At 64.4% G+C, this 16,836-nt stretch carries 15 protein-coding genes; 14 read left to right on the forward strand and 1 reads right to left on the reverse strand.

All coding sequences use genetic code 11. The features are described 5' to 3' along the window. The first annotated feature begins 21 nt into the window (after positions 1 to 21). From G6N81_RS11670 to pheT, 5 genes are all read left to right on the forward strand, one after another. Positions 22 to 669, forward strand: coding sequence for an amino acid ABC transporter permease (locus tag G6N81_RS11670; RefSeq protein WP_165137200.1), 648 nt, complete (start codon positions 22 to 24; stop codon positions 667 to 669). After that, positions 666 to 1,568 carry an amino acid ABC transporter permease gene (locus G6N81_RS11675; RefSeq protein WP_165137203.1) on the forward strand — a complete coding sequence of 301 codons (903 nt, stop codon included), beginning with the start codon at positions 666 to 668 and terminating at the stop codon, positions 1,566 to 1,568. Before G6N81_RS11670 ends, G6N81_RS11675 begins: the two co-directional genes overlap by 4 nt. Positions 1,569 to 1,601: 33 nt before the next feature. Further along, positions 1,602 to 3,047, forward strand: coding sequence for a hypothetical protein (locus G6N81_RS11680; protein ID WP_165137206.1), 1,446 nt, complete (start codon positions 1,602 to 1,604; stop codon positions 3,045 to 3,047). Positions 3,048 to 3,114: 67 nt separating this feature from the next. Then, on the forward strand, positions 3,115 to 4,155 hold the full coding sequence (pheS, locus tag G6N81_RS11685; RefSeq protein ID WP_165137209.1) for a phenylalanine--tRNA ligase subunit alpha: 1,041 nt from the start codon (positions 3,115 to 3,117) through the stop codon (positions 4,153 to 4,155). Further along, positions 4,155 to 6,659 carry a phenylalanine--tRNA ligase subunit beta gene (gene pheT / locus G6N81_RS11690; RefSeq protein WP_165137212.1) on the forward strand — a complete coding sequence of 835 codons (2,505 nt, stop codon included), beginning with the start codon at positions 4,155 to 4,157 and terminating at the stop codon, positions 6,657 to 6,659. The genes pheS and pheT overlap by 1 nt, the downstream gene beginning before the upstream one ends. Before the next feature lie 101 nt (positions 6,660 to 6,760). Here the strand turns inward: pheT and G6N81_RS11695 are convergent, their stop codons facing one another. Beyond that, positions 6,761 to 6,982 carry a putative antibiotic biosynthesis monooxygenase gene (locus G6N81_RS11695; RefSeq protein ID WP_165137215.1) on the reverse strand — a complete coding sequence of 74 codons (222 nt, stop codon included), beginning with the start codon at positions 6,980 to 6,982 and terminating at the stop codon, positions 6,761 to 6,763. A 90-nt stretch (positions 6,983 to 7,072) separates the two neighbouring features. Between G6N81_RS11695 and G6N81_RS11700 the strand changes: the two genes are divergently transcribed. From G6N81_RS11700 to tyrS, 9 genes are all read left to right on the forward strand, one after another. Then, the gene (locus G6N81_RS11700; RefSeq protein ID WP_165137218.1) at positions 7,073 to 7,639 is read left to right on the forward strand and encodes a TetR/AcrR family transcriptional regulator; all 567 of its coding nucleotides are present in this window, start codon (positions 7,073 to 7,075) and stop codon (positions 7,637 to 7,639) included. Between the two features lie 83 nt (positions 7,640 to 7,722). After that, positions 7,723 to 8,766 carry an N-acetyl-gamma-glutamyl-phosphate reductase gene (argC, locus tag G6N81_RS11705; protein ID WP_165137221.1) on the forward strand — a complete coding sequence of 348 codons (1,044 nt, stop codon included), beginning with the start codon at positions 7,723 to 7,725 and terminating at the stop codon, positions 8,764 to 8,766. Then, positions 8,763 to 9,920, forward strand: a complete 1,158-nt coding sequence (gene argJ / locus G6N81_RS11710; RefSeq protein WP_165137224.1) for a bifunctional glutamate N-acetyltransferase/amino-acid acetyltransferase ArgJ — start codon at positions 8,763 to 8,765, stop codon at positions 9,918 to 9,920. The genes argC and argJ overlap by 4 nt, the downstream gene beginning before the upstream one ends. Further along, positions 9,917 to 10,822 carry an acetylglutamate kinase gene (gene argB, locus G6N81_RS11715; protein ID WP_165137227.1) on the forward strand — a complete coding sequence of 302 codons (906 nt, stop codon included), beginning with the start codon at positions 9,917 to 9,919 and terminating at the stop codon, positions 10,820 to 10,822. Before argJ ends, argB begins: the two co-directional genes overlap by 4 nt. Then, positions 10,819 to 12,024, forward strand: coding sequence for an acetylornithine transaminase (locus G6N81_RS11720; protein ID WP_165137230.1), 1,206 nt, complete (start codon positions 10,819 to 10,821; stop codon positions 12,022 to 12,024). The genes argB and G6N81_RS11720 overlap by 4 nt, the downstream gene beginning before the upstream one ends. Then, on the forward strand, positions 12,021 to 12,956 hold the full coding sequence (gene argF, locus G6N81_RS11725; protein WP_165137233.1) for an ornithine carbamoyltransferase: 936 nt from the start codon (positions 12,021 to 12,023) through the stop codon (positions 12,954 to 12,956). Before G6N81_RS11720 ends, argF begins: the two co-directional genes overlap by 4 nt. A gap of 5 nt (positions 12,957 to 12,961) precedes the next feature. Then, on the forward strand, positions 12,962 to 14,062 hold the full coding sequence (locus G6N81_RS11730; protein ID WP_165137925.1) for a heparan-alpha-glucosaminide N-acetyltransferase domain-containing protein: 1,101 nt from the start codon (positions 12,962 to 12,964) through the stop codon (positions 14,060 to 14,062). Between the two features lie 10 nt (positions 14,063 to 14,072). Further along, positions 14,073 to 15,533 carry an argininosuccinate lyase gene (gene argH, locus G6N81_RS11735; protein WP_165137236.1) on the forward strand — a complete coding sequence of 487 codons (1,461 nt, stop codon included), beginning with the start codon at positions 14,073 to 14,075 and terminating at the stop codon, positions 15,531 to 15,533. Continuing rightward, positions 15,530 to 16,831 carry a tyrosine--tRNA ligase gene (gene tyrS / locus G6N81_RS11740; RefSeq protein WP_165137239.1) on the forward strand — a complete coding sequence of 434 codons (1,302 nt, stop codon included), beginning with the start codon at positions 15,530 to 15,532 and terminating at the stop codon, positions 16,829 to 16,831. The genes argH and tyrS overlap by 4 nt, the downstream gene beginning before the upstream one ends. The last annotated feature ends 5 nt before the right edge of the window (positions 16,832 to 16,836 follow it).

Genomic DNA, 16,836 nt, shown 5'->3' on the forward strand with positions numbered 1-16,836 from the left:
ACCTCTCAAGGAGCGATCTCGGTGGGAACCATCACCAATAACCTCGGACTCTGGGGCGACGCGTTGTGGGGGACGGTCGTGCTGTTCCTCGCAGGAGGCGGCATTGCTCTCGTCCTGGGGTTTGTCGTCGGCGCAATGCGCGTTTCCCCCGTGCCGATTGCCCGCGCCGTGGGGGCGGTGTACGTCAACTTCGTCCGCAATACGCCCCTCACGCTCGTGTTTTTCTTCTTCGCCTTTGGGTTTCCGCTCCTGTTTCCCGGCCGCGTTGATTACCAGGTCCTCGCGATCTGGGCGCTGGGGCTGTACACGGCCACCTATGTTGCCGAGGTTGTGCGCTCCGGTATCAACACGGTGCCGGTCGGTCAGGCGGAGGCCGCTCGTGCCATCGGTCTCACGTTCGGTCAGGTGATGACGCAGGTCGTGCTTCCGCAGGCGGGACGATCGGTGATTCCTCCCATGATGAGTGTGTTCATCGCGCTCCTCAAGAACACAACGGTTGCGGCCGGATTCTCGGTGCTCAACCTCGGATCGATCCGCGCCTACCTGTCCGAGCGCGGCGAGAGCTCGCTCGCAGTTCTGCTGTGGGTGATGGCGATCTTCGTAGTCCTCGTGATGGGCCTCTCCTGGTTGCAGAACGTGCTGGAACGACGTCTGAAGGTGACCCGATGACTTCCGTCCTCTATGACCTGCCCGGTCCCAGGGCCATTATTCGCAACCGCATCATCGGCGTCGTGACGGTACTGGTTGTGCTCGGCATTCTCGGCTTTGTGATCTGGCGGTTCACGGTAACCGGCCAGTTCGCATCGCGGCGCTGGGAGCTGTTTACATACACGACCGTGTGGATGAGCATCCTGCGCGGTCTCGGCGCGACACTGTCCGCTTTTGCCGTTGCAGCGGTGGGATCGCTCGTGCTGGGCTTCGCGCTCGCGGTCGGGCGTTTGTCGCATCACGGCACTGTGCGCTATCCCTCCGGTGCGGTCACCGAGGTCATGCGAGCCGTTCCGGTGCTGATCGGCATGATGCTTCTGTACTACGGGCTGCCCGTGATCGGCGTTGCCATGACGCCGTACTGGGCCGTGGTGATCGCGCTGATCGCCTACAACGGTTCGGTGATCGCCGAGGCGATCCGCGCCGGAATCGTTTCGCTGCCAACGGGGCAGAGCGAAGCGGGGTATGCCATCGGCCTGCGCAAGAGCGGCGTGATGACGTTCATCCTGATGCCGCAGGCGGTCAGAGCGATGATGCCCGTGATCATCGCTCAGCTTGTTGTGTGCCTGAAGGACACGGCCCTCGGGTTCATCATCACGTACCCCGAGTTGCTTTACATCGGTCGCCAGCTGGGCTCGAACATGAACTTCGGTTCGCCGATCATCCCGACCACTCTCGTCATCGGCACGATCTACATCGGGCTGTGCATCCTGCTGTCGTATGTCGCTTTCCGCGTTGAGAAGCAGATGCGAAGCTCGCCCAAGGTGCGTGGCGTCGTGGCCGCGGCCAACCCGCGAGCGCACGAGGGCGCGACCGTGACATCGGTGATCGCGAAGCAGGACCCGCGCGCTTCGCTTTAGTGGTGCCGGTTCCGGTTCTGACAGACTGGCTTCATGCGCCCTCAGACGATCACGCAGCACTCCGTTCGCACGCGTCGAGGCGTTGTTCTCCTCGCCTTGATCGGCGTGCTGGCAGCGGCCCTCGTGCCGTCGTCGGCGATCGCGGAAACCGCGGAGAGCGACGTCGTTTCTCTGGACGCAGCGGAGATTCCGACGCCGGAAGACGGCGCATACATCGGGTCAACGACGCAGCACGAGGCCGATCCCGGCGGATACGCCGAGCAGGTGGACGGGTATGGGGCGATGTCACTCGCTGGCTTCTCCGCGGGAAACATCATCAGTAACGCGAAGATGTACACATCGGGAACGATGTCGGCGCAGGAGATCCAGCGTTTTTTCAACGGGAAGGTTTCCCGCTGCGACCCGAAGTACACGTGTCTGAAGGACTTCACCCAAAAGACTGTGACGAAAAAGGCGAACGCGTACTGCAGCGGCACCTATTCGGGGGCCACACGGGAGTCGGCGGCGACGATCATTTCGAAGGTGTCTCGTGCGTGTGGCGTCAGCGAGAAAGTGCTGATTGTCATGCTCCAGAAGGAGCAGGGCCTCGTCACCCACACCTGGCCGAGCGATTGGCGCTACGACATCGCGATGGGCTTCGCGTGCCCAGACGACGCGGCGTGCGACCCCTCGTATTTCGGGTTCCAGAACCAGGTGTACATGGCGGCCTACCAGCTGCAGCGCTACACAAAGGACCCCTCGTTCAACTGGTATCCCGTGGGCAAAACAACGCAGGTGTTGTGGCACCCCAATCGCTCCTGCGGATCCGGGCCGGTGCACATTGCGAATGACGCAACGGCTGCCCTGTACTACTACACGCCGTACCAGCCCAACCGGGCCTCGCTGGCAGCCGGATACGGCGCGGCGAACGACCCGTGTGCGTCGTATGGCAACCGGAACTTCTACAACTACTACACCGACTGGTTCGGTCCGACGGGAGGCGGAACAGGCAAAACCCCGGCAAGCCCCAATCCCGCCGATAGCCAGTCCGTTCACCGTTTCTGGAGCCCGAAGTTCGACAACGCACACTTCTACACGGTCAACGCGGCCGAGGCGAAGACGCTGAGGGAATCCGACCCGAACTGGACGTATCAGGGCACCGACTTCCGCGTCTGGCCCGTTTCGAGCGGCTCGTGCCGGTCGGGAACGGTGCCCGTTCACCGGTTCTGGTCGTCCACATTCGCATCGCACTTCTTCACAACGAACTCGGCTGAGGCGTCCGACATTCGCGCGGGGGATAAGAACTGGTCGTACGAGGGAATTGCCTTCTGCTCCGCGCCGGCCGGGTCAAAAGACACCGTTCCCGTGTATCGCTTCTGGAGCGATAAGTTCCGCAAGCACTTCTTCACGGCCAACGCCGCCGAGGCCGACGGGATCCGCAAGAACGACCGCAACTGGACGTACGAGGGCGTCGCGCTTCACGCGCCGAAGGCCCGCTGACGCGAGCAGCGGTGCCGGACCGGCGGCCGCAAGGAGCTGTCATCCGCGCCCGGTAGACTCGTGCCTCGTGTCTGACGTTCCTGTGATCACTCCCGAGGGGGTGGAGGCCGCCGTCGCCGAAGCGCTCGCTGCGGCCGGTGCCGCCTCCGATACCCCGGCGCTGAAAGCCGCGCGTGCCGCCCATCAGGGCGACGGAAGCGCGCTGGCCACGTTCAACGCCCAGATGCGCCATGTGCCCAAGGAGAACAAGGCCGAGTTCGGCAAGCTTGTTGGCGCCGCTCGTGGCCGCGTCAACCAGGCGTTTGCGGCGCGCGAGCAGGAGCTGGCCGCCGCCGAGGTCGCCGCTGCTCTCGAGGCCGAGCGCATCGACATCACGGCTGTCGCCTCACGCACACGCCAGGGCGCACGCCACCCGATGGGGCTGATGCAGGAGCGCATCACCGACATCTTCGTTGGGATGGGGTGGGAGATCGTCGAGGGGCCCGAGCTCGAACACGAGTGGTTCAACTTCGACTCCCTGAATCTCGACGAAGACCACCCTGCGCGCCAGATGCAGGACACATTCTTCGTCGAGCCCGCCGAACGTCACCTCGTCCTGCGCACGCAGACCAGCCCTGTGCAGATGCGCGCGATGCTCGAGCGCGACGTCCCCATCTACGTTCTTTCACCCGGCAAGGTTGCGCGCACGGACGAGTTCGATGCGACGCACCTTCCCGTTTTCACGCAGGCCGAGGGCCTCGTGATCGACAAGGGCATCACGATGGCGCACCTCAAAGGCACGCTGGATCACCTCGCGCAGCAGCTGTTCGGTTCCGAGGCGAAGACGCGTCTGCGCACCAATCACTTCCCTTTCACCGAACCGTCCGCCGAGTTCGATCTGTGGCACCCGACATTCAAGGGGGGCGCCCGCTGGATCGAGTGGGGTGGCTGCGGCATGGTCAACCCCAACGTGCTGCGCGCGGCCGGAATCGACCCTGAGGAATACAGCGGCTTTGCCTTTGGAATCGGTATTGAGCGGGCGCTGATGTTCCGTAGCGATGTGCAGGATATGCGCGACATGGCCGAGGGCGATGTGCGCTTCAGCGAGCAGTTCGGGATGGTGGTCTGATGCGTATTCCGCTTTCGTGGCTGCGTGAGTATGTCGCGGTTCCCGGCGAGGCAACGGCTGACGATGTCTTCGAAACGCTTGTCTCTGTTGGCTTCGAAGAAGAAGAGGCCATTGGCTTCGATGTGACGGGTCCCGTCGTCGTCGGCCAGGTGGTGTCTTTCGATGTTGAGCCGCAGAAGAACGGCAAGAACATCCGCTGGTGCCAGGTGGACGTCGGCGAAGCACACGGTGGCGTTCGCGGCGTCGTCTGTGGCGCGCAGAACTTCCACCCCGGTGACAAGGTCGTCGTGACGCTTCCCGGCGCGGTTCTTCCAGGGCCGTTCCCGATCGCCGCCCGCAAGACGTATGGTCACACCTCGGACGGGATGATCGCCGCCGCGGGCGAGCTGGGTCTGACCGACGACGCCGACGGGATCATCCGATTGTCCGAGTGGGGGCTTGACCCCGAGGTCGGATCCGATGCGATCGCTCTTCTGGGCCTCGACGATGTCGCGGTCGACGTGAACGTCACGCCCGATCGTGGCTACGCGCTGTCGATCCGCGGTATCGCCAGGGAGTACGCTCTCGCAACCGGCGCGGCGTTCTCGGATCCCGCCGATCGCCCAGCATCAGAGATCGCGGCGGGCGATGGCTTCCCCCTCACTGTGCGCGACGACAACCCGATCCGCGGTGAACAGGGCGTGAAGCAGTTCGTTCTGCGTACCGTGACGGGAGTCGACCCGACGCGTCCCACGCCCACGTGGATGCGCGCACGCCTTCAGCTGGCCGGCCTTCGCTCGCTCGGGCTGCTCGTCGACATCACCAACTACGTGATGCTCGAGCTCGGCAACCCCATCCATGGCTACGACGCCGACCGCCTCACAGGGGGGATCACGGTGCGTCGTGCCGCTGAGGGCGAAAAGCTCACAACGCTCGATGGCACGCAGCGCGTGTTGTCGGACGAGGATCTTCTCATCACCGACGAGTCCGGTCCGATCGGACTTGCCGGTGTCATGGGTGGGGAGACGACCGAGCTGAGCGGCGAAACGACGAATGTTGTCGTCGAGGCTGCCACCTTCGAATCCGTGTCGATTGCGCGAACGGCTCGCCGGCACAAGCTTCCCAGCGAGGCGTCCAAGCGATTCGAGCGCGGCGTTGACCCGCTCGTCGCTCGTGCCGCCGCGCAGCGCGTTGTCGATCTCATGGTCGATCTGGCGGGAGGAACAGCGGGCGAGCAGGGCGCGTCGCTGGACGATTCCTTTTCCGCGCGCACCATTCACCTGCCAGACGGTTTTGTCGCCGGCCTCATCGGGGTTGACTATGCGCCGGAGCGCATTCGCGAGATTCTCGAGGCGATCGGCTGCCGTGTGGAGACATCCGAGGGCGGATTCGCCGTTTCGGCTCCCTCCTGGCGCCCTGATATTGAGGACAAGTGGTCGCTCGCGGAGGAAGTTGCGCGGGTCGACGGCCTCGACAAGGTTCCGTCGATTCTGCCGATTGCCCCCTCGGGCCGTGGATATACCCGTGAGCAGCAGGCGCGTCGAACGGTGGCGAACTCTCTTGCGGCGGCCGGCCTCGTCGAGGTTCAGGCTTTCCCCTTCGTCAAGGATGAAGAGAACGCCCTGCACGGTTCGGCGTCGGGTGAGGTGTTGCCCAGCGTCCGACTGCAGAACGCGCTTGATCAGACCCGGCCCTATCTGCGTCGATCGCTGATTCCCGGACTTCTGCACGTGGCGCACCGCAACCTTTCGCGCGGAACAACCGATCTGTCGCTGTTCGAGATCGGCAACGTTTTTCTGCCCGAGCCGGGGGTGACGTACGGAACAAGCTTCAACGCCGCACGCGCTGAGAAGCCCTCAGACGAGGTTCTCGCACAGATCCTCGCGTCGATTCCTCCGCAGCCGCGTCACGTGGCTCTGCTGTTCGCCGGCGACGTTTCCGGTAAGCAGCCCGGTCACGCTGCCGAGCCGGCAGGTCTCTCGGTCGCGATCGACGCCGTGCGAACGATTGCGTCCGCTGCCGGCGTTGATATCTCCGTCTCGCAGGGAGAGCGCGCAGCGCTTCACCCCGGGCGAACGGGAGTTCTGACGGTCCGGGGCGAAGAGGTCGGCTACGTTGGCGAGCTCCTGCCGCAGGTGGCGAAGGACGCCGATCTGATGGGGCGCGTGACGGTTGCCGAGCTCGATCTCGATCGCGTTATCGCCCTTGCGGGCGAGAGGGTCACCGTGTCTTCGCTGTCGACGTTCCCTGCCGCAACGCAGGACGTTTCGCTCGTTCTCGGGGCCGACGTTCCTGCCGCCGCGGTGCGGGATGCATTGACGCAGGGGGCGGGCGACTTGCTTGAGCGCGTGTCCCTTGTGGATGACTACCGCGGTCAGGGTATTGATGAGGGCCAGAAGTCGTTGACCTTCGCGCTGCGTTTCCGTGCGGCGGATCGAACGCTGACGGCTGCCGAGGCGACCGAAGCGAAGCTGGCCGGTGTTGCGGTGACGGAGCAGCGCTTCGGCGCGCGCATTCGCGACTAGCGCGGCACCTCGTTTGCAGCGAGCCCCTCTCGTCTCGGGATCACGTCCCGTCGCGAGGGGGGCTCGCTGCGTGTGAGCCGAGCACATGTGCTCGGCGTGGGTTAGTCTGCGGCCTGTGCGAAGACCTTCCGGTAGGCGGCGGACATCACCGGCACGACACAGATCACCGCGATGGGGACGACGATCGTCACCATGACGAGTGTCTGCACAAGCCGCGGCCATGCCGAGATCAACGGTGACAGGGCGTACTGTGCGGTGGCGATCAGCGGAAAGATCGCGTACCCGGTCACGATGATGCGCGGAAGAAGGGGCAACGGTCTCATCGAAATCTCCAAACGAGTGATTGGAGATGACCTTACGGTCAATCGTACTTTCACCAAATGAATATTTGGATATCGGCGTAGGGTGAGCACGTGGCCTGGAACACAGAAGAAACGCGGGCCCGCCTCCTCGCGGCCGGTGCGACGCAATTCGCGGCCAAAGGGTATGCGGGAGCGCGCATACAGGGAATCGCCAACGAGGCCGGGATCAGCGCCGAGCGCGTGTACCAGTACTTCGGCAACAAGCACGGGTTGTACGAGGCGGTGCTCGCTGACCGCCTGTCACGCCTGCTCGACGACATCGCTATCGACGGCGAGGGGCCCGAGGCGCTCGGGGCGTATGCCGGGGCGCTCTTCGACCGCTTTCGGGAATCCCCCGAGACAGCACGGTTGCTTGCCTGGGAAAGCCTCGAAATGGACGAAGCCGCGTCGGCTGATCGGCGACGAAAAATGTGCGCCGACAAGAAGAGGGGAATCCGCAGGGCGATGCCGTGGGCGTGCGATCGGGTGGCGGGAGAAGTGTTGTTCTCCGTGACCTCCCTCGTTCTGGCCGAGTGGAACCTCGTGAGGCTGTCCGATGTGATGCGTGATGCGGCCACGCGTCGGCACGCGGTCATCGCTCACGCAACGGCGATCGCACGCTCGACGCAGCGCGACTGATCGGGGTGATTTCGAGCGTCAGACGGGCTCCGGAACGCTGGCGTTTCACAGGCACACGGCGAGAGGCGAATAAGGTAGAGGGTATGACGTATTCGGTCGCCGTTTCCGGCGCCTCCGGTTATGCGGGAGGCGAGATCCTTCGCCTGCTCGCGCAGCACCCCGATGCGGAGATTCGCACGGTCACCGCACACTCCAGTGCGGGCGACCCGTTGATCCAGCACCAACCGCATCTGCGATCGTTGCGTCATCTGGAATTGCAGCCGACAACGCCCGAGGTGCTTGCCGGCCATGACGTGGTGTTCCTTGCCCTGCCCCACGGGCAGTCTGGTCAGTACACGCACGCTCTCGGCGATGCAGCGCTCGTGATCGACGCTGGCGCCGATCACCGTCTCACGAGCGAATCCGACTGGAACGCGTTTTACGGCGACGGCTTTAATGAGCCGTGGACGTACGGCGTCCCCGAGCTGATCGTTCCCGGCGGAAAACAGCGCGAGGTGCTTCGGGGCGCAACGCGGATCGCGGCGCCGGGGTGTAATGCGTCCACCGTGTCACTCAGCCTGGCGCCGGGTGTCGCGGCCGGTGTGATCGATTCGTCAGACATCGTCAGCGTTCTGGCGGTTGGACCATCGGGCGCGGGCAAGAGCCTCAAGACGAACCTCCTGGGCAGCGAACTGATGGGAACCGCCACGCCGTATGCCGTTGGCGGAACGCACCGTCACATTCCCGAGATTCAGCAGGCGCTGCGCGCCGCGGGCGCCACCGACCCGCGCATCTCCTTTACTCCCGTTCTCGTGCCGATGGCTCGCGGCATTCTCGCAACGTCCACCGCGCCGATCGCTGATGGTGTCACCGACGCTCAGATCCGCGATGCGTGGGAGGCGGCATACGGCGACGAGATCTTCGTCCAGCTCCTTCCCGCAGGGGCGATGCCGCGAACCGCAGACGTGGTCGGCGCGAACACGGCGCTCATCGGCTTGGCGATTGACCGCGCGGCGAATCGTGTTGTTGTCGTCACGGCGGTCGACAACCTCGCAAAGGGCACGGCCGGAGCCGCGATCCAATCCATGAACATCGCCCTTGGCCTCGACGAGGCAACGGCACTCACCGTGAACGGAGTGGCGCCGTGAGCGTGACCGCACCCGCAGGATTCGAGGCAGCCGGCGTTGCCGCCGGACTGAAGTCGACCGGCAAGCCCGATGTGGCCGTTGTGGTCAACCGTGGCCCGTACAAGACCGCGGCCGCTGTATTCACCTCGAACCGTGCGAAGGCCAATCCGATCATGTGGTCGGAACGCGTTGTCATGGATGGTCGGGTCGAGGCCGTCGTTCTCAATTCCGGCGGCGCCAACTGCTTTACCGGCGCGTTTGGGTTTCAAACGTCGCACTTCACGGCGGAGAAGGCCGCGGAACTGCTCGATGTCTCATCGGGCGACGTCGTCGTGTGCTCGACGGGTCTGATCGGTGTCGGCGACGAGGTGTTCCGTCAGAAGGTTCTGCAGGGAACGGAACGGGCGATCGCGCAGCTTTCTGATGATGGCGGCGAGGACGCCGCGTGCGCGATTATGACCACCGACACCGTCCCCAAGACAGCGGTGCGCGACCGTGACGGGTGGACGATCGGCGGAATGGCCAAGGGCGCGGGAATGCTCGCACCGGGCCTGGCGACAATGCTTGTGGTGGTCACCACCGATGCCGTTCTCACCGCCGAGCAGGCGGACACAGCGCTGCGCCGGGCGACGCGCGTCAGCTTTGATCGCCTCGACTCCGACGGTGCGATGTCCACCAACGACCAGGTCACGCTTCTCGCGTCGGGCGCCTCGGGCGTCAGCCCCGATCTCGACGTGTTCGCCGACACCCTCACGGAGCTGTGCCTCGATCTGGCCACCCAGCTCATGGGCGATGCCGAGGGCGCCAGCCACAACATCCGCATCGAGGTCAGCGGCGCGGAGACGGAGGACGACGCCGTCACGGTCGCACGCTCGGTGGCGCGCAACAACCTCTTCAAAACGGCGATCTTCGGAAACGATCCCAACTGGGGACGTGTTCTTGCGGCGATCGGCACAACGGATGCGGTGTTCGATCCGTACAACGTCGATGTCACGATGAACGGCGTCCGGGTGTGCACACAGGGTGGCCCCGACCGCCCGCGCGAAGACGTCGATCTCACTCCGCGCGACACCCATGTCCTCGTTGAGCTGTTCTCGGGCGATTCCTCCGCGACGGTGATGACGAACGACCTCACGCACGCCTACGTTCACGAAAACAGCGCATACAGCTCATGACACCCATTGACTTGCAACAGACAAGCCCCGAAGAAGCCGAGTTCAAGGCGTCTACTCTGATCGAGTCGCTCCCGTGGCTCAAGCAATACCGCGATCAGATTGTCGTCGTGAAGTACGGCGGCAACGCCATGATCTCGGAAGAGCTGCAGGAGGCGTTTGCGGAAGACATCGCCTATCTGCGCTATGTCGGTATCAAGCCGGTTGTCGTTCACGGTGGCGGGCCCCAGATCTCGAGCATGCTCGATCGCCTGGCCATTCCGAGCGAGTTCAAGGGCGGGTACCGGGTCACCTCGACAGAGGCGATCAGCGTTGTGCGTATGGTGCTGACGGGGCAGATCAACCCGCAGCTCGTGGCCAAAATTAACTCGCACGGTCCGTTCGCTGTGGGTATTTCGGGCGAGGATGCCGCGTTGTTTGGCGGACGTCGTCGCGGTGTGATGATCGATGGCATCGAAGAGAGCCTTGGCCGCGTTGGCAACGTTGAGACGGTGGATCCGACGCCCGTTCTCGACCACCTGAGGGCCGACCGCATCCCCGTCGTTGCCGGCGTTGCGCCCGACCTCGATCACCCCGGTCACACCCTGAACATCAACGCGGATGCCGCTGCGTCGGCGCTGGCGCGCGCTCTCGGCGCAAAGAAGCTGGTGATCCTCACGGACGTTCCCGGTCTGTACGCCGACTGGCCGAACCGTGATTCGCTCGTCTCCCACCTGACATCGTCCGAGCTTCGGGACCTCATGCCCAAGCTGGAGTCCGGCATGATTCCGAAGATGCAGGCGTGCCTGGACGCCGTCGACGGCGGCGTCCAGAAGGCATCGATTATCGACGGCCGGGTGCCTCACTCGGTCCTCGTGGAACTTTTCACCAGCAACGGAATCGGAACGGAGGTCGTCGCATCATGACGAACGACTGGACCCAGGCGGCAGAGCGCGACCTGATGAGTCTGGGCTCGCGCGGCCGAATGTTCACGCACGGCTCCGGCTCCGTCATCTACGACGCGGACGGAAACCGTTACCTCGACTTTCTCGGCGGTATCGCCACGAATTGCCTCGGTCATGCCCACCCGGTGCTGGCCGAGGCGATCGCCGAGCAGGCGACGAAGCTCGTTCACGTGTCGAACTACTTCACAACGCCGCAACAGCTGGAGCTGGCAGCGCGCCTGAAGCGCCTGGCGGGAACGGGCGATGCGGGGCGGGTGTTCCTGGCGAACTCGGGCACCGAGGCCAACGAAACGGCGTTCAAACTGGCGCGACTGCACGGCCAGAAAACGGGCAAGACGACGATTCTGCACCTCGACAGCGCGTTCCATGGCCGTTCGATGGGCGCCCTGTCGCTGACCCCAAAGGCGGCCTATCAGAATCCCTTCGCCCCTCTCGTCCCCGGCACGCGCGCTGTCGGCCGCACGATCGAGGCGTTGGAAGCTGCCTTCGCAGCGGGTGACGTCGCGGCGATCTTCATCGAGCCAATTCAGGGTGAGGCCGGTGTCGTCGAGCTTCCGGACGGCTTCTTGCGCCGCGCACGTGAGCTGACAACGGCGAACGACGCGCTGCTGATCCTGGACGAGATTCAGACAGGTTCGGGTCGTACCGGCCAGTGGTTCGCGTTCCAGCACGAAGACATCGTGCCGGATGCCGTGACCTTCGCGAAGGGCATCGCGGCGGGATTCCCGATGGGTGGTCTGATCACCTTCGGCGCCGCCAGCGAACTGTTCGCCCCCGGGATGCACAACTCGACCTTCGGCGGAAACCCGCTGGCATCCGCTGCGGCGAACGCTGTGCTCGGCTATATCGAGAGCGAAAACCTGCTGGAGAACGTTCGTGCCCGTGGTGAAGAGCTGCGCACGAGCGTGGTCGACCTTCCCTTCGTCACCGGCGCTCGCGGTGCCGGCCTTCTCGTTGGCATCACGCTGTCCGAGCCGGTTGCCGCCGATATTGCCGCCGAGGCCCTCAAGCTCGGCCTGATCATCAACGCTCCGGCGCCCGATGTCATCCGAATTGCTCCCGCCTACACGGTGGGGGAGAGCGAGATCACCGAATTCCTCGATGTGTTCGGACAGGCCCTCGCCGCCGTTCGCGAGGAGCACCCCGTGGAGGCAACAGCATGACCCGTCATTTCCTGCGTGACGACAGCATCACGCCGGCAGAGCAGTCCGAGATCCTCGATCTTGCGGCCGAGCTGAAGAAGAATCGCTGGGCCGAGAAGATACTCGCGGGCCCACAGACCGTTGCGGTCGTTTTCGACAAGTCGTCAACGCGAACGCGCGTGTCGTTCGCCGTGGGAATCGCGGATCTCGGCGGCTCGCCGCTGATCATCTCGACGGCCAACAGCCAGCTCGGCGGGAAGGAAACCCCGAGCGACACGGCTCGCGTTCTCGAGCGTCAGGTATCCGCGATCGTCTGGCGCACATATGCCCAGAAGGGTCTCGAGGAGATGGCGGAGGGAACAACTGTTCCCGTCATCAACGCGCTGAGTGACGACTTCCACCCGTGCCAGTTGCTGGCCGATGTGCTGACGATCCGCGAGCACAAGGGCGCGACACAGGGCCTGACGATGACCTTCTTCGGCGATGGGAAGTCGAACATGGCGCACTCGTATGTGCTCGCCGGGGTCATGGCGGGCATGCACGTGCGGGTCGCGAGCCCCGAGTCGTACGCGCCCCGCGCCGATGTGATTGCTGACGCTGACCGCATCGCTCAGGAGACGGGCGGATCGGTCACGCTAATGACTGACGTTATCGAAGCCTCTGCGGGCGCCGACGTTATGGTCACCGACACCTGGGTGTCGATGGGCAAGGAAGAGGAGAAGCTTGAGCGTCTCCGCGACCTCGGAGGCTACAAGGTCACACAGGAGCTGATGGCTCTGGCCGACCCCGAGGCGATCTTTATCCACTGTCTGCCGGCAGATCGTGGCTATGAGGTGGATCCCGAGGTGATCGACGGACCGCAGAGCGTGATCTGGGACGAGGCGGAGAACCGTCTGCACGCCCAGAAGGCGTTGCTGGTGTGGCTGCTGCGTCAGCAGAAGCAGTCGGCGTAGGTCCGATGCGTTTTTTGCGTCGAGCTTCTCTTGACGCACCCGGCCGCGAGTCCGGCGTCGATCTGGCGCGCGGGCTCGCGGTTTTTGGCATGTTTGCCGCGCATGTTGTGACGATGCCGACCGAGGCGTTCACCTGGTCTGATCCCGCCACCTGGGTCCAGGCCGTCAATGGCACCTCCTCGATCCTTTTCGCCACGCTCGCGGGGGTTTCCCTCGCGTTGTTGACGGGCGGGAACAGGCGCTTGCGGGGCGCGGCGATGACCGGCGCTTCCTGGCGGATCGTTGTGCGTGCCGTCATGATCTGGATCATCGGCGTTCTGCTCGTGTTCACGCCGGTTCCGGTGTATGTCATCCTTCCGGCATACGGCGTGCTGTTTCTTGTGGCGATACCGCTGCTGAGGCTGCGGACCGGAGTGGTGATCGCTACCTCGGTGACGGCGGCGATCGTCATGCCTTTTGTCGTGTACGCGATAAATGACTCCGCGGTCTGGGCGATGCCGGGTTCCGATCTCGCGGCGGACCTTCTCGGATGGCACTATCCGTTCGTCCTGTGGATCGCGTTTATCGCGGCGGGAATCGCGATTGGCCGTGCCCGGATGAGCCGTCCCCGTGTCGCCATCGCCCTGGTGATGGTTGGCTCCGGGCTGGCGGTTCTGGGGCGATATGTGATCGGCGCACGGGAACAGGCCTGGCCCGTACTGAGCGCTGCGCCGCACTCGGGCGGTATCGGCGAGGCGGTCGGGACAGGCGGGCTTGCCGTGGCGATCATCGCCGGGTGCGTTCTTATGTGCCGCACTCCCGTGCGCTATTTCGTCTGGCCGATACGAGCGATCGGGTCGATGCCGCTGACGGCATATGTGGCGCAGCTGATGGTGTGGAACATCTGGATCTGGCGGGAGGAGGCCCGAACGGAGTTCGTGGACCCGATCGCTGGATTCGTCGCCCTGGAGCCGTTCTGGCCGTTGACGGTGGGAATATTGCTGGCCTGCTCGGCGTGGGCCTGGCTGGTGGGGCGGGGGCCGTTGGAATGGGTGCTCGCGGTCACAGCGCGCGCCATCGTTCCCGAGAGCGCTGGGCGTGCCCGACGTTCGGACACACGAGACTAGGCTGGAGGGCGTGAGTACGCCTGAGTCTGAGACCACCGCACACGGTACGAACGACGGCGCCCTGTGGGGCGGTCGATTCGCATCCGGCCCGAGCCCCGCGCTCGAGGCGCTGAGCCGATCGACGCATTTCGATTGGAAGCTCGCGCTGTATGACATCCGTGGTTCGCATGCGCACACGACGGCTCTGGAACGTGCCGGGTATTTGTCGGCGGACGATGCGCGCGAGATGCACGCGGGGCTCGAGCGACTGGCGCAGAAAGTGCGATCGGGTGAGGCTCAGCCGCGCCAGGCGGACGAAGACGTCCACGGTGCGATGGAGCAGCTGCTCCTCGACGAGGTCGGCCAGGAGCTTGGCGGGCGTCTGCGCGCGGGTCGCAGCCGCAACGACCAGATCGCGACGTTCGTCCGGATGTACCTGATCGATCACGCCGAGGTCATTGGGCGCGAGCTGCTGCAGCTCATTGACGCGATCGTCGCGCAGGCCGAGGCGCATCCCGAGGCGATTCTTCCCGGACGTACCCATCTTCAGCACGCGCAGCCGGTGCTCTTGGCTCACCAGCTGCAGGCACATGCCTGGCCGCTGGTGCGCGACATCGAGCGCCTCCGCGATTGGCGTGAGCGCGCCGGTGTCTCGCCGTACGGCGGCGGCGCTCTTGCCGGTTCTACTCTGGGGCTGGACCCGGCCCTTGTCGCTTCCGAGCTGGGCCTTGACCGTCCAGCAGAGAATTCGATTGACGCAACCGCTTCACGAGATGTCGTCGCGGAGTTCGCCTTCATCGCCGCGCAGATCGGTATCGACCTCTCGCGCATGGCGGAAGAGATCATCATCTGGAACACGCGAGAGTTCGACTTCGTCACGCTCGACGATGGATACTCCACCGGTTCCAGCATCATGCCGCAGAAGAAAAACCCCGACATCGCCGAGCTTGCTCGTGGAAAGTCGGGGCGGCTCATCGGGAACCTGACGGGCTTGCTTGCAACGCTGAAGGCGCTTCCCTTGGCCTACAACCGTGACCTGCAGGAAGACAAGGAGCCGATTTTCGACTCCGTTGAACAGCTCGAGTTGCTGCTGCCCGCGTTCACCGGCATGGTCGCCACACTGCGCTTCCACACCGAGCGGATGGCCGAACTCGCCCCCGAAGGCTTCTCTTTGGCGACCGACGTCGCCGAATGGCTGGTGAAAACGGGCGTTCCGTTCCGCGACGCGCATGAGATCTCGGGTGCGCTCGTTCGTGCGTGCGAAGACCGAGGAATCGGCCTGGAGGAGGCAGACGATGCGCTTCTCACCGATGTCTCGGAACACCTGAAGCCGGGTGTGCGTGAGGTGCTCACGATCGAGGGATCCGTGGCATCGCGCTCCGGTGTTGGCGGCACTGCCCCCGTGCGGGTCACTGAGCAGCGAGCCGAGCTGGCTACACGCGCTCAGGCCGCGTTCCATGCCCTGACCCGTGAGGAGAATCGGACCCCATGAGCGAAACGTCTGCGGTTGTTGCCGCGCAGGCCAACGACCCGAGCTTTGAGAATGTGTGGGACGAGCTCGTCTGGCGTGGGCTCATTCACGTCTCCACCGATGAGGGCGCGCTTCGCGAGCTTCTCGGCGGAGAGCCGATCGTTTACTACTGCGGTTTCGATCCGACGGCGTCGAGCCTGCACCTGGGTCATATGGTGCAGTTGCTGCTGATGCGTCGACTCCAGCTCGCCGGTCACAAGCCCCTGGGTCTTGTCGGCGGCGCAACGGGGCTGATTGGCGATCCCCGTCCGACGTCTGAACGCATGATGCAGACAAAGGAGACGGTCGAGGAGTGGGTAGAGAGTCTTCGCGCCCAGATCGAGCGCTTCCTGAGCTTCGACGGCGATAACGCCGCGCGGATGACGAACAACCTCGACTGGACGCAGGGGCTGTCGGCGATCGACTTCCTGCGGGATGTGGGGAAGCATTATCGCGTCGGCACGATGCTGAAGAAGGACGCCGTCAGCGCGCGCCTCAACTCGGATGCCGGCATTAGCTTCACCGAGTTCAGCTACCAGCTGCTGCAGGGAATGGACTTCCTCGAGCAGTACCGCCGTTTCGGCTGTGTTTTGCAGACCGGTGGCAGCGATCAGTGGGGCAACCTCACCAGCGGAACCGACCTCATTCACCGCGTTGAGGGTGTTTCGGTGCATGCGATCGGAACACCGCTGATCACCAACAGCGACGGGACGAAGTTCGGCAAGAGCGAGGGCAACGCGATCTGGCTCGATCCCGATATGTGCAGCCCGTACGCGTTTTACCAGTTCTGGCTCAACACGGACGATCGCGATGTGATTGAGCGCCTGAAGGTGTTCACCTTCCTCACGCGCGCCGAGATCAGCGAGTACGAACAGCTCGTCGTTGACGAGCCCTTCCGTCGGGCGGCGCAAAAGCGGCTTGCTCTCGAGGCAACTACGCTCGCGCACGGACACGACGCCGTTGTCAAGGCGATTGCGGCGAGCGAGGCGCTCTTCGGCAAGGGGGATCTCGGGTCGCTCGACGCCGGCACGCTGGCGGCGGCGCTTGCTGAGCTCCCGAACGCCACGCTGACCGAGGGAACATCCGTGATCGATGCGCTCGTCGCAACGGAACTCGTGACGTCCGCGTCCGAGGCACGGCGTGCCATCAAACAGGGTGGTGTGTCCGTCAACGGTGAAAAGGTGGCATCGGATGATGCCGTTGTCGAGGGAAGCCTGCCGGGCAGTGTTGCGGTTCTTCGCCGCGGCAAGAAGGCACTCGCAGGAGTGTTCTTCGGCTAACGTCG

The organism is Microbacterium amylolyticum (assembly GCF_011046975.1).
Lineage (GTDB): Bacteria > Actinomycetota > Actinomycetes > Actinomycetales > Microbacteriaceae > Microbacterium > Microbacterium amylolyticum.

Excerpts from the sequence above, each read along its gene's own strand:
- G6N81_RS11675 (WP_165137203.1), top strand. The coding sequence starts at position 666 with ATGACTTCCGTCCTCTATGACCTGCCCGGTCCCAGGGCCATTATTCGC.
- G6N81_RS11680 (WP_165137206.1), top strand. The coding sequence starts at position 1,602 with ATGCGCCCTCAGACGATCACGCAGCACTCCGTTCGCACGCGTCGAGGC.
- pheT (WP_165137212.1), top strand. The coding sequence starts at position 4,155 with ATGCGTATTCCGCTTTCGTGGCTGCGTGAGTATGTCGCGGTTCCCGGC.
- G6N81_RS11695 (WP_165137215.1), bottom strand. The coding sequence starts at position 6,982 with ATGAGACCGTTGCCCCTTCTTCCGCGCATCATCGTGACCGGGTACGCG.
- argC (WP_165137221.1), top strand. The coding sequence starts at position 7,723 with ATGACGTATTCGGTCGCCGTTTCCGGCGCCTCCGGTTATGCGGGAGGC.
- argB (WP_165137227.1), top strand. The coding sequence starts at position 9,917 with ATGACACCCATTGACTTGCAACAGACAAGCCCCGAAGAAGCCGAGTTC.
- G6N81_RS11720 (WP_165137230.1), top strand. The coding sequence starts at position 10,819 with ATGACGAACGACTGGACCCAGGCGGCAGAGCGCGACCTGATGAGTCTG.
- argF (WP_165137233.1), top strand. The coding sequence starts at position 12,021 with ATGACCCGTCATTTCCTGCGTGACGACAGCATCACGCCGGCAGAGCAG.
- G6N81_RS11730 (WP_165137925.1), top strand. The coding sequence starts at position 12,962 with ATGCGTTTTTTGCGTCGAGCTTCTCTTGACGCACCCGGCCGCGAGTCC.
- tyrS (WP_165137239.1), top strand. The coding sequence starts at position 15,530 with ATGAGCGAAACGTCTGCGGTTGTTGCCGCGCAGGCCAACGACCCGAGC.